Annotated in this window: 14 protein-coding genes; 11 read left to right on the top strand and 3 right to left on the bottom strand. The window is 72.8% G+C overall.

The features are described from left to right. The first annotated feature begins 40 nt into the window (after positions 1-40). The 7 genes from ACZ6TV_RS13445 to ACZ6TV_RS13415 are packed head-to-tail and all read left to right on the top strand — an operon-like array spanning position 41 to position 7,757. Positions 41-1,258, top strand: a complete 1,218-nt coding sequence (locus ACZ6TV_RS13445) for an acyl-CoA dehydrogenase family protein (protein WP_465297425.1) — start codon at positions 41-43, stop codon at positions 1,256-1,258. 3 nt (positions 1,259-1,261) lie between these two features. Beyond that, the gene (locus ACZ6TV_RS13440; RefSeq protein ID WP_465297424.1) at positions 1,262-2,428 is read left to right on the top strand and encodes an acyl-CoA dehydrogenase family protein; all 1,167 of its coding nucleotides are present in this window, start codon (positions 1,262-1,264) and stop codon (positions 2,426-2,428) included. Then, the gene (locus ACZ6TV_RS13435; protein WP_465297423.1) at positions 2,425-2,718 is read left to right on the top strand and encodes a hypothetical protein; all 294 of its coding nucleotides are present in this window, start codon (positions 2,425-2,427) and stop codon (positions 2,716-2,718) included. Before ACZ6TV_RS13440 ends, ACZ6TV_RS13435 begins: the two co-directional genes overlap by 4 nt. Positions 2,719-2,730: 12 nt before the next feature. Then, complete coding sequence (locus ACZ6TV_RS13430) at positions 2,731-4,266, top strand: class I adenylate-forming enzyme family protein (protein WP_465297422.1); 1,536 nt, start codon at positions 2,731-2,733, stop codon at positions 4,264-4,266. A gap of 34 nt (positions 4,267-4,300) precedes the next feature. After that, positions 4,301-5,767 carry a 4-hydroxyphenylacetate 3-hydroxylase N-terminal domain-containing protein gene (locus ACZ6TV_RS13425; RefSeq protein WP_465297421.1) on the top strand — a complete coding sequence of 489 codons (1,467 nt, stop codon included), beginning with the start codon at positions 4,301-4,303 and terminating at the stop codon, positions 5,765-5,767. Continuing rightward, the gene (locus tag ACZ6TV_RS13420; RefSeq protein ID WP_465297420.1) at positions 5,764-6,639 is read left to right on the top strand and encodes an enoyl-CoA hydratase/isomerase family protein; all 876 of its coding nucleotides are present in this window, start codon (positions 5,764-5,766) and stop codon (positions 6,637-6,639) included. Before ACZ6TV_RS13425 ends, ACZ6TV_RS13420 begins: the two co-directional genes overlap by 4 nt. Beyond that, positions 6,636-7,757, top strand: a complete 1,122-nt coding sequence (locus ACZ6TV_RS13415) for a hypothetical protein (protein ID WP_465297419.1) — start codon at positions 6,636-6,638, stop codon at positions 7,755-7,757. Before ACZ6TV_RS13420 ends, ACZ6TV_RS13415 begins: the two co-directional genes overlap by 4 nt. Before the next feature lie 6 nt (positions 7,758-7,763). On the opposite strand, the gene ACZ6TV_RS13410 is transcribed toward ACZ6TV_RS13415, so the two are convergent. The 3 genes from ACZ6TV_RS13410 to ACZ6TV_RS13400 form a co-directional block, all read right to left on the bottom strand. Further along, positions 7,764-8,420: a GntR family transcriptional regulator gene (locus tag ACZ6TV_RS13410; protein WP_465297418.1), complete on the bottom strand. Its 657-nt coding sequence runs from the start codon at positions 8,418-8,420 to the stop codon at positions 7,764-7,766. Between the two features lie 92 nt (positions 8,421-8,512). Then, positions 8,513-9,283: an SDR family NAD(P)-dependent oxidoreductase gene (locus ACZ6TV_RS13405; RefSeq protein WP_465297417.1), complete on the bottom strand. Its 771-nt coding sequence runs from the start codon at positions 9,281-9,283 to the stop codon at positions 8,513-8,515. Next, on the bottom strand, positions 9,280-9,930 hold the full coding sequence (locus ACZ6TV_RS13400; protein ID WP_465297416.1) for a TetR/AcrR family transcriptional regulator: 651 nt from the start codon (positions 9,928-9,930) through the stop codon (positions 9,280-9,282). Before ACZ6TV_RS13400 ends, ACZ6TV_RS13405 begins: the two co-directional genes overlap by 4 nt. Positions 9,931-10,125: 195 nt before the next feature. Between ACZ6TV_RS13400 and ACZ6TV_RS13395 the strand changes: the two genes are divergently transcribed. Genes ACZ6TV_RS13395 through ACZ6TV_RS13380 form a run of 4 tightly spaced genes read left to right on the top strand, consistent with a single transcriptional unit; the run spans position 10,126 to position 14,104 of the window. Further along, positions 10,126-10,884, top strand: coding sequence for a 3-hydroxyacyl-CoA dehydrogenase (locus ACZ6TV_RS13395; RefSeq protein WP_465297415.1), 759 nt, complete (start codon positions 10,126-10,128; stop codon positions 10,882-10,884). A 40-nt stretch (positions 10,885-10,924) separates the two neighbouring features. Further along, positions 10,925-12,112: a thiolase family protein gene (locus tag ACZ6TV_RS13390; RefSeq protein ID WP_465297414.1), complete on the top strand. Its 1,188-nt coding sequence runs from the start codon at positions 10,925-10,927 to the stop codon at positions 12,110-12,112. Positions 12,113-12,116: 4 nt separating this feature from the next. Then, entirely contained in the window at positions 12,117-13,298 is a 1,182-nt protein-coding gene (locus ACZ6TV_RS13385; RefSeq protein ID WP_465297413.1) for an acyl-CoA dehydrogenase family protein, read from the top strand. Further along, positions 13,295-14,104: a crotonase/enoyl-CoA hydratase family protein gene (locus ACZ6TV_RS13380; RefSeq protein WP_465297412.1), complete on the top strand. Its 810-nt coding sequence runs from the start codon at positions 13,295-13,297 to the stop codon at positions 14,102-14,104. Before ACZ6TV_RS13385 ends, ACZ6TV_RS13380 begins: the two co-directional genes overlap by 4 nt.

Here is a 14,104-nt window from a genome sequence, read left to right as displayed (position 1 = left end):
TACGGAGCACGAACCAGCGCACGACCCGCAGGAGGAGCCGATGACCACGCCAGCGACGCACGAGTCCGTGGCCGCAGAGGCGCACGCGTTCTTCGCGGCCCGGGCGCCGCGGCGCGAACGGCGCGGCATGCTGCACGGCGTCGGCGTCGACGACGTGGTCGGTGTCGGGCTCACCCAGCCGGAGGACGAGGCGGCCGAGGTCGCCCAGGCCCAGCGGTGGCAGCGCGAGCTGTTCGACGCCCGGCTCGCCTGGCTCGACGGCCCCACGGCGCTCGGCGGGCGCGGGCTCGGCCACGACTACGTCGAGCTGGTCGCCGGCATCGCCGCGCAGTACGAGGTGCCGTCCACCTCGACGTACATGGTGAGCCACGGGATCGTGGCGCCGACCATCCTGGCCCACGGCACCGAGGAGCAGCAGCGGGCGTTCCTGCCCGGGATCTGGCGCGGCGACCTGATCTGCTGCCAGCTCTTCTCCGAGCCGGAGGCCGGCTCGGACCTCGCCAGCCTGCGCACCACCGCGGTCCGCGACGGCGACGACTGGATCGTCACCGGCCAGAAGGTGTGGTCGTCCTTCGCGCACGTCGCGAAGCTCGGCGAGCTCCTCGTGCGCACCGGACCGCCCGAGAGCCGGCACCGCGGCCTGAGCATGTTCCTGCTGGACATGGACTCCCCCGGGATCGACGTCCGGCCGCTGCGCCAGGTGACCGGCTCCGAACACTTCAACGAGGTGTTCCTCGACGGTGTGCGGGTGCCCGACTCCCGCCGGCTCGGGCCGGTCGACGGTGGCTGGAACATCGCCATGACGACCGTCGGCAGCGAGCGGTCCGTGCTCGGCCGGGCCCACAACGGGATCATGATCGAGCCGGTCATCCGGCTGTTCGCCCTGGCCCGCTCGACCGGCGCCATCGACGACCCGGCCATCCAGGACCTGCTGGCCGAGTGCTGGGCCCGCGAGCAGGTGCTGCACGAGACGGCCACGCGGCTGCGGGACGCCGGCGGACCCGCGCCGGGCTCGGTGGTCAAGCTCATGACGACCTCCGACATGGAGTACTACTCCGACGTCGCGGCCCGCCTGCTGGGCTACCGGATGGTCGCGGACACCGGCGCCTGGGGCACGTACTCGTGGTCGCAGCTGCTGCTCAGCGCGCCGTCGCACCGCATCGCCGGTGGCAGCGACGAGATCCAACGCAACATCCTCGCCGAGCGCGTGCTCGGTCTTCCGCGCGAGGAGCGCCCGGCCAGCGAGAAGAGTGCTTAGGCAATGGACGACATCGAACAGTTGCGCCAGGTGGTCCGTGCCCACCTGCAGCGAGATCCTGGAGCGGCGCTGCGCGGCGGTTCCCTCGACCCCGACGCGGCCCGGCGGGTCGACCGCGACCGCTGGCGGCGGCAGGCGAGCGAGCTGGGGCTGCCCGGGGTCCGGATTCCCGAGGAGTTCGGCGGCGCGGGCATGGGGCTGGCCGAGGAGGTCGCCGTCCACACCGAGCTGGGCCGGGCCCTCGACGACGGTCCGTTCCTGACCACGTCGCTGGTGGCCGCGGCGCTGGTGGCCCTGGCCGACGACGAGGCCAACCGGGACCGGCTCGCCCGGATCGCCGCCGGTGAGCTCGTCGCCGTGCCGGTGCTGCCGATCGAGGAGACGTTCCCGCTGGAGTACCCGCACGCCAAGGCCGCGGCCGACGGCGACTTCGAGGTCCGCGGCGAGCTGCCCTGCGTGGTCGACGCGACCGCGGCCGACGCCCTGCTCGTGCTCGCCGAGTATCGCGGGTACCACGCGTTCTTCTGGGTCGAGGCGGACGATCCCGGCGTCGAGGTCGTCCCGTTGAAGGCGCTCGACCTGACCCGGCGCATGGGCACAGTACGCCTGACGGGCGCCCGGGCCGAGCTGCTCGCGGAGCAGGACCGGGCCCGTGCCGGGGTGGCCGCCATCCGCCAGGGCGCGATCCTCGGCATGTCGGCCGAGTGTGTCGGCGCCGCCGAGCGCGCGCTGGAGATGGCGGTCGAGTACGTCAAGGTGCGCACCCAGTTCGGCCGGCCGATCGGCTCGTTCCAGGCGGTCAAGCACAAGTGCGCCGATCTGCTGGTCTCGCTGGAGCGGGCCCGGTCCGCGCTGTCGGTGGCCGTGCGCTCGGTGCAGCACAACGACGCGATCGGCCGGCGGCCGGAGTCGCTGGCCGGGCTGGCCGTCGCGCGGATGTACTGCGGGCGGGTCGCCGCCGAGATCACCCGCGAGGTGATCCACCTGCACGGCGGTATCGGGTTCACCTGGGAGCATCCGGCCCACCTGTACTACCGGCGGGCCGTGTCGAACCGGCAGCTGCTGGACTCCACGGGCCAGCAGCCCCGGCTGCTGACCGCGTCCGTGCTCGCCGCGCACGGCGAGGACACCCAGCTGGCCTCGTTCTACGCTGGGAAGGTTGCCCGATGATCCTGCGGGTCGAGCCCGGCGGCGTCACCCTCGTGGACCTCGACGACCTGCGGCGGTTGAGCGCGCACGTCGTCGACGGCGCCGCGATCGGGGTCTGGGGACGCGAAGAAGAGGGCCACGTCGTGGTCACCACGCAGACGCTGTTGCGGCTGGCCGGTGAGCGGGCGGGCGACGAGCGGTGGCGCGGCGAGTTCGACGGCATGGTCGATCACGCCCGGCGGCACGGGTGGGTGCGGGGCGGCGAGGTGCGCATGCACGTCGTCTGCGAGTCCGGCGACCGTCGAGGATGAGGAGGTACCCCCATGCAGCTCTCCGGGCTCGCGCCGGGTGACTGGGTCACCGTCCAGGCGCGTTTCACGCCGCGGGCCGACTTCCTCGTCGCCGCGGACGGCCGGACCCGCACGTACGCCGAGGGTGAGGAGCGGATCACCCGGCTCGCCCGGGCGCTGCGGCAGATCGGGGTCGGCCGCGGCGACCGGGTCGCCCTCCTCGCGGTGGACTCGCCCGAGTACGTCGAGGTGCTGCTGGCCTGCATGAAGCTGGGCGCGACATACGTGGCGCTCAACTTCCGGCTCTCCCCCGCGGAGATCCGCACGGTGCTGGCGGCCAGCGGCGCCCAGGTGATCTTCCACAGCGCCCGGTACCAGGAGGTCGTCGAGGACTGCGGGCTCCGCGTCGCCGTCTCGTTCGAGTCGGGCTACGAGGAGTTCCTCGCCGCCGGGCCGGACGGTGGCGAGCTCTCGGCGGTCACCCATGACGACGACATCCTGAGCATCTCCTTCACCAGCGGGACCACCGGCACCCCGAAGGGCGTGCTGCAGTCCCAGCGGATGATCAAGGCGGTCACGCAGTCGGGGATCCTGGAGCTCGGCCTCCGGCCGGGTGACCTGATCTACTCCGGGGCGCCGCTCTTCCACGCCGGCGGGTTCGGGCATCTGCTCTACGGCGTCGCCCGCGGCGGGGCGTCCGTCGTCATGCCGCAGTGGGACGCCGATCTGGCGCTGTCCTGGCTCGGCTCCGGGCGTGTGCGGCACGCGTTGCTCGTCCCCAGCATGATCATCCAGCTGCTCGAGCACCCGAAGCTCGCCGAGGCGGACTTCTCCGGCCTGCGTTCCATCATGTACGGCGGCGCGCCCATGCCGACCTCGGTCGTCCGGCGCATGGTCGAGGTCTTCGGCTGCGACCTGCACAACGGGTTCGGCGCCGGGACCGAGGCCGGCGGTCAGCTGGTCCTGCGGCCGGAGGATCACCGGCGGGCACTCGCCGGTGAGGAGTGGCTGCTCGGCACGATCGGCCGGCCGGCGTTCGGCTGCGACGTGCGGCTCCTCGATCCGGACGGCGCCGAGGTGCCGGACGGGGAGATCGGGGTCATCGCCAGCCGCGGCGACACGGTGATGAGCGGGTACCTCGACCGGCCCGACCTCACCGCCCGGGCCGTCCGCGACGGGTGGTTCGTCGCCGGCGACCTCGCCTGGAAGGACCCGGACGGCTTCCTGCACCTGGCCGGCCGGGCCGACGAGATGATCATCCGGGGTGGCGAGAACGTCTACCCCGTCGAGATCGAGGACGTGGTCGGCGGGCACGCGGCCGTGGCCGAGATCGCGGTCGTGGGCGAGCCGGACCCGCGCTGGGGCCAGGTGGTGACCGCGGTCGTGGCGCTGCGCGACGGCCACCCGTCCCCGTCGGCGGCCGAGGTGAAGGAACACTGCCGCGGCCGGCTGGCCAGCTACAAGGTGCCGCAGCGCATCGTCGTCGTCGAGTCCTTCCCCCGCAACCCCGCCGGCAAGATCGACAAGCTCCGGCTGCGGGAACTCCTGGCAGAGGGCCAGATCTCGTGAATCAACCAGTCCCATGTACAGAGGAGCCGTCCTGATGCTGACCGGAGACCAGTACCTGGAATCCCTGCGCGACGGCCGCCGGATCTTCGTCAACGGCCATTCGGTGCCCGACGTGACCGCCGAGCCGTTGCTGCAAGGACCAGCCCAGGCCGCGGCGCTCGGCTACGACAAGCACTACCAGCCCGGCGACGACGTCCACGGCCCGTACTTCTTCATCCCCACCTCCGTCGAGGAGCTGCGCGACACCCAGCAGCGGCAGCTGCACTGGGACTTCCCGACCATCTCCACGGCCAACGGCCTGCTCATGGTCCTCACCGCGGCCAGCCGGATGCGGTCGCAGCAGCCGCAGTACGCCGAGCGGGCCCTCGCCTACTTCGAGGAGAGCAAGCGCCGCGACATCCGCATCGTGCAGGCGATCACCGACGCCAAGGGCAACCGGGCGCTGTCCCCGGGCAAGCAGGACGACCCCGACCTGTACGTCCGCATCGTCGACCGGGCACCCGACGGGGTCGTCATCCGCGGCGCGAAGCTGCACATCTCCTCGGCCGCGGTCGCGCACGACCTCATGGTCATGCCGACGAAGCGGATGAAGCCGGGCGAGGAGGACTGGAGCGTGGCCGCGGCGGTGCCCGTCAACGCGCCCGGGGTCCGGGTCATCAACGCCTCCTTCGCGCCGCGGCCCGACCTGGACCCGGACTTCTACCCGTACAGCTCCCGGCACGTGATGACGGAGGGTCTCATCGTCTTCGACGACGTCTTCGTCCCCAACGAGCGGCTCTTCCTGGCCGGCGAGCTGGAGCACTCGGCGACCTTCGTGCACTCCCTGGGCCTGTGGGAGCGCCTCGGCAGCGTCGGCAGCTACGTGCGCCTCGCGGACACGCTCGTGGGGCTCGCGCAGCTGGTCTCCGAGGCCAACGGGCTGACCCGGATCGGGCACATCAAGGACAAGATCGCCGAGATGATCGTCTACGCGACGCTGATCCGGGCCGGGTTCGAGGCCGCGATGACCCACGCCACCTTCACCCCGGAGGGCTGGGCGTCCCCGGACGAGCTGTTCACCAACGCGGCGAAGTACCACGCGGCCGCGCAGTTCAGCACCATGGTGCGCCACCTGCACGACATCGCCGGCGGCGCGGTGCTCACGGCCCCGTCGCTACGCGACCTGAACAACCCGGAGACCGAGGCCGACCTGCGCAAGTACATGCGCACCATGGAGGGCGTCGAGGCGGAGTACCGGATGCGGCTGTTCCACACGATCCGCGACTTCACCGCCGACGCCTACGGCGGCTGGAAGCACGTGACGGTGATCCAGGCCGGTGGGGGTCTCTACGCCCAGAAGGTCGTCGTCACCAACCACTTCGACATGGACACGGCGAAGGCGCTCGCCCGCGAGACCGCCGGCATCACCGAGTCCGGCGAGGTGCTCACCGGGCTGCACCGGTTCGGGCCGCACGGCTACGACCCGGAAGCGGCGGCGTACCCCGCGGACACCAGCGCGTGAGGTACGAGGAGCACACGTTCGCCTGGGCCGACACGTCCGGCGCGCAGCGGCCCGAACAGCTCACGCGGATCCGGTGCGAGACCGGCGACGGCGTCGCCACGGTGACCCTGGACCGGCCCGACCGGCTCAACGCGGTGGACCGCACGATGCTGCACGAGCTCAGTGCCGCGCTGCGGTGGTGCGACGCCGCCGACGAGGTCGGGGCGGTCGTGCTGACCGGCGCCGGGCGGGCCTTCTGCGCCGGCTCGGAGATGACCGGCGACGGCTTCGGCGGCGCCGAGGCGCAGCGCCCGGGCCCCGCGTGGATCGCGCCGTACCAGGTCCGCAAGCCGGTGCTCGCGGCGATCCAGGGCGCGGCCGTGGGCCTCGGGCTCACCCTGGCCATGCAGTGCGACGTCCGGTTCGTCGCCGACGACGCCGTGCTCGCGCTGCCCTTCGTGCGGCTCGGCGTGACCGCGGAGCTGATGGGCCACTGGAACCTGGTCCGGCACGTCGGCCTGGGCCGGGCCCAGGAGCTGCTGCTCACCGGCCGCCGCTTCACCGGCGCCGAGGCGGCCGCGTGGGGACTGGCCGCGGCGGCGCTGCCGAAAGCGGAGGTCCTCCCGCGCGCGCTGGCCCTCGCCCGCGAGATCGTCGAGCACGCCGCGCCGGTCGCGGTCGCGGCGACCAAACGCCTGCTCTGGGAGACGGCCGACGCCGGCCCGTTCGAGCACGCCCACACCGAACGGCTGGTGATGGAGACGCTCCTGGACCGTCCCGACGCCCGCGAGGGCGTCGACGCCTTCCTGCACCGCCGGCGGCCCGTCTGGACCGGCCGGCCGTCGACCGACCTGCCACCATGGCCCATCGAGTCCGGGGAGGACCCCGCATGACCACCATCGACCGAGAGTTCATCGGGATTCCGTCGCCGGCCGTGGGCCGGGCGGGCGCCGGCGGCCATCCGTTGCAGGGCATCTACTACACCCCCTCCGGGCGGCGGCCGCGCACGGCGTTCATCGCCTCGCACTACAACGTCGACTTCAGCGAGCACTACATGGCGACCCGGATGGCCGAGCGCGGCTACGGGTTCCTCGGCTGGAACACCCGCTTCCGCGGCGCCGAGCACCTCTTCAGCCTCGACCACGCCCTGGCCGAGATCGGTGCCGGCGTGCAGCTGCTGCGCGACCGCGGCGTCGAGACCGTGGTGCTGCTCGGCAACTCCGGCGGCGGCTCGCTGATGGCGGCGTACCACTCGCAGTCCCGCGAGCCGAACATCCGCCCGTCGTACGGCCGGTCCAAGGTGTTCGAGCCGGCCTTGCACCTACCGCCCGGCGACCTGATGGTGTTCCTGGCCGCCCACCCCGGCCGGCCGGAATGGATCACGCGGACCATGGACCCGTCGATGCTCGACGAGACCGACCCGAACTCGGTCGAGGCGGACCTCGACATGTACGACCCGCGCCACGGCGGCGCCTACTCCGAGGACTTCCTCGCCCGCTACCGGGCCGCCCAGATCGAGCGCAACCACCGGCTGACCGCGTGGTGCAAGGAGCAGCTCGACGCCGCGCGGGACCGGCCGGCCCGGAACCGGATCTTCACGATGGGCCGCACGTGGGCCGACCCCCGCTACGTCGACGCGAGCATCGACCCGTCGAAGCGGCCGACGCCGATGTGCTACTTCGGCGATCCCAAGCGCGCCAACTACGGCGTCCTGGGCGTCGGCATGGTGAACACGATGCGCACCTGGCTCAACATGTTCAGCCTGCAGGAGTCCGACTGCGTCGCCGCACCGCACCTGGCCCGGCTCGACCTGCCCACCCTCGTGGTGCAGCCGGACGCGGACAGCGGGGTGTTCCCCAGCGACGCGCAGGGCCTGTACGACGGGGCGGCGACGGCGGACAAGGAGTTCGTGACGTTGCCCGGCGACCACTACTTCGTGGAGCCGGACGGCGCCCGCGACGCGGTGGCCGAGACCCTGGCGGGCTGGCTGTCGGGGCGGGCCCAGCCGTAGCCGGCGTCAGTCGCCGTCCTCCTCGTCGCGCAGCGACAGCATGATGGTCGAGCGCGCGGCCAGGATGTGCGCGCGCATGACCGCCTCGGCCCACACCCCGTCGCGGGCCCGCAGCGCCTCGACCAGCTCGGCGTGCTGCCGCACGCTCGTGCGCATCCGCTCGCCGCCGTACCGCTGGAAGGTGCGGAAGATCAGCGGGGTGTCCATGATGCCGCGCACGATGCTGTCCAGCTGCGTGTGCCGGGAGGCACGCAGGATCGCGCGGTGGAAGTCGCCGTTGAGCACGGTCAGCTCATCGGCGGCGGCTGCGCCCTTGCGGCTCAGCGTGGCCATCCGGGCCGCGATCCGCGCGATGTCGTCGAGCTCCTCGTCGGTGATGCGCTCCGCGGCCAGCCGGGCACCGTAGCTCTCGAGCATGGCCCGGACCTCGTAGTTGTCCGCGAGCTCCTGCTCCGACCACGCGACCACCCGCGCGCCGCGGTTCGGCGTGAACTCGACGAGGCCCTCCGCGTCCAGCCGGCGCAGCGCCTCGCGGATCGGCGTGCGCGACACCCCGGCCCGCGCCGCGAGCTCCTCCTCGCGCAGGCGCTGCCCGCGGTCGAACTCGCCGGACAGGATGCCGGCGCGGATGGCCTCGTACGCCGTCTCGGCCGCCTTGGCCATCGGCACTCCCGGAAACACTCGTCGGCATGGGTCCGGCCGAGTCTATTGGTTGCGGGCCGCGCCGCAGGGCGAAGCTCCCGCCGTCCGCCGGCTCAGATCGTCGCCGAGAGGCCGCCGTCGACGAGCAGGGTGGTGCCGGTGACGTAGGACGACGCCGGGCTGGCCAGGAACAGCAGCGCGCTGTCGACCTCGGGCTGCTCGCCGAAGCGGCCCAGGAGGCTGTGCTCGGCGACCATCTCGCGGAGCTTGTCCTCGCCCGTCGCCGTCATCTCGCTGGCGAAGTAGCCGGGGCACAGGGCGTTGACCCGGATGCCCTTGCGGCGCGACCACTGCTGGGCCAGATCGCGGGTCAGCCCGATCACGCCCGCCTTGCTCGCGGCGTAGGAGGCGCCCGGGAAGCGTGAGGCCGCGACGCCGTGGACGCTGGCCACGTTGACGATGGACGAGCCGGCCGGCATCACCCGGGCGCAGGCCTGGGCCATCAGGAACGAGCCGTTGAGGTTCACGTCGACCACCTGGCGGAAGCCGTCGGGGGTCTCCCGCGAGGCGGGCACGGAGCCGCCGAGGCCGGCGTTGTTGACGAGCACGTCGACCCGCCCGAACTGCGCCACCGCCGCGTCGACCAGGGCCTGGCACTGCTCGGGCGACGTCACGTCCGTGGCCCGGGTGAGCACGGTCGCCCCCTGCGCGCGCAGCTCGCCGGCCACCGCGTCGAGCCGGTCGGCGCGCCGGGCGCCGAGGACCAGGATGCCGCCGACGGCCGCGACCGCCCGGGCGAAGCCCAGGCCGAGCCCGGAGCTGGCGCCGGTGATGACCACCACCCGGTCGTCGAGCCGGAACGCGTCGAGTGGTCCGCCGGTCATGGCGCCCCTTCCTGGTCCTGGTCCTGGTTCTGGTCCTCGTTCTGGTCGTGGTACTGCACGGTGGCGAGCGCGAGGTCGGCGTACCGCCGGGCCATGGTGGGCGCGTCGACCGGGCCGCCCGGCCGATACCAGCCGGCGACGCCCTGGCACATCGACAGGATCGCCCGGCCGCACTCGTCCGGATACGGGGTGCGGAAGACGCCCTGCCGCACTCCCCCGCGGATCGTGTCGCGCAGCTCGCGCTCGAGTTCGTCGCGCCGCGCGACGTAGTCCGCCCGGTTCTCGGGGGTGAGGCTGCGCCGCTCGGAGTCCAGGAACGCCAGGTCGCGATGGTGCGCCATGTACAGGACGATGGCCTCGACCAGGGCGCTGAGCCGGGCGGTGCAGTCGCCGCCGGCCTCGTCGAGCGCGGCCCGGGCGTGCGTGAGCACGATCCGCATCGCGTGGTCGAGCAGCTCCCGGAGCATGGCCTGCTTGTTCTCGAAGTGGTAGTACAGCGCCGGCACGGTGACGCCCGCACGGTTGGCGATCTTGCGGACCGACGTGCCGTCGTAGCCGTGCTCGACGATCTCGTCCAGCGCCAGCGCCAGCAGCGGGGACAGCTCGAGCGCGGGGTACTCCCGCCAGTCGGCAGCCTTGTCGCTCACGGTCATCCCCGTCTCTGTCCGCATCGCCGTCCGTGTCCCTGTCCGCGGCGCTGTCCGCGTCGTGCGGGAGAGCGTAGAGCGCCGCGAAGGCGCTGAGCAAACGCTCGCTAAGTAGGTCACGAATCATTGCACTCGGGTCACTCGGGCGCTAGCTTAGCGATCGCTAACTAAGTGCAGCGGCGTGGAGGTCATGGCATGGATGTCCGGGGCAAGCAGGCACTGGTGACCGGGGGCGCGTCCGGGCTCGGGCTGGCGACGGTGGAGGCCCTCGTCGCGGCGGGCGCCCGGGTGGTCGCCCTCGACCTGCCCACCGCCGACCGCGGCCGGCTCGACGAGCTCGGCGACGCGGTCCGCTTCGCGGGCGCCGACGTGACCGACGAGGACGCGGTGCAGTCGGCGGTCGCGCTCGCCGACGACGACGGCGGCCTGTCCGTCGTGGTCAACTGCGCGGGCATCGGCAACGCGTTCCGGACCGTCGGCAAGAACGGGCCGTTCCCGCTGGCCGACTTCAACCGGGTCATCCAGGTCAACCTGATCGGGACCTTCAACGTGCTGCGCCTGGCCGCGGCGGCGATGGCCGGGCACGAGATCGCCGGCGAGGAGCGCGGGGTCATCGTCAACACCGCGTCGGTGGCCGCGTTCGATGGCCAGATCGGGCAGGCCGCCTACTCGGCGTCCAAGGGCGCCATCGTCGGCATGACGCTGCCGATCGCCCGCGACCTCGCCTCGCTGAAGATCCGCGTCGTGACCATCGCCCCGGGCACCTTCGAGACCCCGCTGCTGGGCCAGCTGTCGCAGGAGGTCCGCGACTCGCTCGGCGCCCAGGTGCCGCACCCGAGCCGGCTCGGCCGCCCGGCGGAATACGCCCAGCTGGTCACCGCGATCGTCGCCAACCCGATGCTCAACGGCGAGACCATCCGGCTCGACGGCGCCATCCGCATGAGCCCGCGCTAGACCCGGTCCGGCCACTCCCCCCGACGGAAAGGAAGCAGTCATGCGTCAAGCGGTCATCGTCGACATCGTCCGGACCCCCTCGGGCAAGGGCAAGCCGGGCGGGGCGCTGTCCGGCGTGCACCCGGTCGACCTGTACGCCACCGTCCTGCGCGCCCTCGCCGAGCGCAACGGCCTGGACCCGGTGCGGGTCGAGGACGTCATCACCGGCTGCGTCGGCCAGGCCGGCCAGCAGGCCCTGAACATCGGCCGCACCGCGGTGCTCGCCGCGGGCTGGCCGGAGTCGGTGCCGGCCACGACCATCGACCGGCAGTGCGGCTCCAGCCAGCAGGCGGTGCACTTCGCCGCCCAGGGCGTGATGGCGGGGGCCTACGACATCGTCGTCGCCGGCGGGGTGGAGTCGATGAGCCGGGTGCCCATGGGCGTCTCCTCGATGGGCCAGGACCCGCAGGGGCCCCGGCTCGCCCGGCGCTACCCGGAGGGGCTGGTCAACCAGGGCGTCTCGGCCGAGCTCATCGCCCAGAAGTGGGGGCTGTCGCGGGAGCGGCTCGACGAGTACTCCGCCCGGTCGCACCGCCTCGCGGCCGAGACCGCGGCCGCCGGTGGGTTCGACCACGAGATCGTGCGGGTCGACGTCGGGGAGGACGGCGAGCGCTGGTTCGCCGCGGACGAGACGATCCGCGCGGCGACGAGCCCGCAGAGCCTGGCCGGGCTGCGCACCGCCTTCGACGTTCCCGAGATGCGTGAGCGGTTCCCGGACGTGGACTGGCGGATCACGGCCGGCAACTCCTCGCCGCTGACCGACGGCGCCTCCGCGGCGCTGATCATGGCCGAGGACGTGGCCGCGAAGCTCGGCCTGCGCCCGCGGGCCCGCTTCCACGCGTTCGCGGTGGCCGGCGACGACCCGCTGCTCATGCTGACGGCGCCGATCCCGGCCACGCGGCTGGTGCTGGAGCGGGCCGGCCTGGGCATCGACGCCATCGACGCCTACGAGGTGAACGAGGCCTTCGCCCCGGTGCCGCTGGCGTGGCTGGCCGAGGTCGGCGGCGACCTGGAGAAGCTCAACCCGCGGGGCGGCGCCATCGCGCTGGGCCACCCGCTCGGCGCCTCCGGCACCCGGCTGCTGGGCACGATGCTCAACCATCTGGAGGCCACCGGCGGCCGCTACGGGCTGCAGACCATGTGCGAGGGCGGCGGCATGGCCAACGCCACCGTCATCGAGCGCCTGTAACGCCATGAGCAAGGACCTGTGGGCCCGCCGCCCGTTCTTCACCGCCGACCACGAGGCGTTCCGCGCCACCGTCGCGGAGTTCCTCAGCCGGCACGTCACCGCGCACGTCGAGGCGTGGGACGACGCCGGCATCATCCCGCGCGAGCCCTGGTTGGAGGCCGGGCGGCAGGGGCTGCTGGGCATCAACGCGCCCGAGGAGCACGGCGGCGGGGGAAGCCTGCGCGACTTCGGCTTCCGCTGCGCGATGATGGAGGAGTTCGCCAAGGTCGGTGCCACGTCGCTGGGCTCGGGGTTCTCCGCCCACGCCGACATCGTGCTGCCGTATTTCTTCGACCTGGCCACACCGCAGCAGGCCGGGCGGTGGGTGCCCGCCCTCTGCTCGGGCGAGGCCGTCGGCGCCATCGCCATGACCGAGCCCGGCACCGGATCGGACCTGCAGGGCATCAGGACGACGGCCCGGCGCGACGGCGACACCTGGGTGCTCAACGGCGCCAAGACGTTCATCACCAACGGCATCCACAGCGACCTCGTCATCGTGGTCGCGCGGACCGATCCGGACCCCGGCGCCCGGAGCCGGGCGTTCAGCCTGCTCGTCGTGGAGCGGGACACGCCCGGCTTCGAGCGCGGCCGCAAGCTCGACAAGGTCGGCCTGCGGTCCCAGGACACCGCGGAACTGTTCTTCGACAACGCGGTCGTCCCCGCCGGCAACGTGCTCGGCGAACCCGGACTGGGACTGCAGTACCTGATGAGCCACCTGCCGCTGGAACGGCTCGGGATCGCGGTGGCCGCCTGCGCCGGTGCCCGGGCCGCGCTCGGCTGGACCATCGACTACGTCACGTCCCGGCAGGCCTTCGGCGCGCCCGTCGCGTCGTTCCAGAACACCCGCTTCGCCATCGCCGAGATGCTGACCGAGCTCGAGGTTTCGCAGGCGTACGTCGACGACGCCGTGCTGCGGTTCAACCGCGGCGAGCTCAACGCGGTCGACGCGGCCAAGGCGAAATGGTGGGCGACCGAGATGCACAAGCGCCTCGTCGACCGCTGCGTCCAGCTGTTCGGCGGCTACGGATACATGCGGGAGTACCCCATCGCCAGGGCGTACGCCGACACCCGCGTCACCACCATCTACGGCGGCACGACCGAAATCATGAAGCACATCATCGCCCGCGACGTGTTGGAGACCCGATGACCACGACCGTCGAACCGGCCGCCCTGTACGAGCGGACCGGGCACATCGCCGTGATCCGGCTGAACCGGCCGGATGCCCTGAACGCCGTCAACGCGGCACTGTCCACCGCCGTCGGGGAGGCGCTGGACCGGGCCGCCGCCGACCCCGAGGTGCGGGTCGTCGTGGTGACCGGCAACGGCCGGGCCTTCTGCGCCGGCGCCGACCTCAAGGAACTGGCGGCCGGGCGGTCGCTCGCCGCGCCCGGGCACCCGGAATGGGGCTTCGCCGGGTTCGTCCGGCACTGGATCGACAAGCCGCTCATCGCGGCCGTCAACGGCTACGCCATGGGCGGCGGCACCGAGATCGCCCTGGCCTGCGACCTCGTGGTCGCGGCCGAGGACGCCAAGCTCGGCCTGCCCGAGGTCAAGCGGGGGCTGATGGCCGCCGCGGGCGGCGTGGTGCGGCTGCAGCGGCAGATCCCCATCAAGCGCGCGCTGCAGATGGCGCTCACCGGCGACGCCGTCGACGTCCAGGAGGCCGCCGAATGGGGGCTGGTCAACGTGGTCGCCCGGCCCGGGGCCGCGCTCGCGGAGGCCATGGAGCTGGCCGGGCGGATCGCCGCGAACGCGCCGCTGTCGGTGCAGTACACCAAACGGGTCATGTACCAGGTGGCGGAGTCCGGCTCGGACTGGGACCCGCAGTGGTCGCAGAACGAGCCGTGGGCGGTCAACCAGGAGGCGGCCGACGTCATCTTCGGCAGCCGGGACGCCGTCGAGGGGCCGACCGCCTTCGCCGAGAAGCGGGCGCCGGTCTGGGAAGGCCGGTAA

This window comes from Dactylosporangium sp. NPDC051087, from assembly GCF_055586325.1.
Note: the sequence above shows the minus strand (reverse complement) of the source record. Positions and strands in the feature narration are given on the sequence as shown.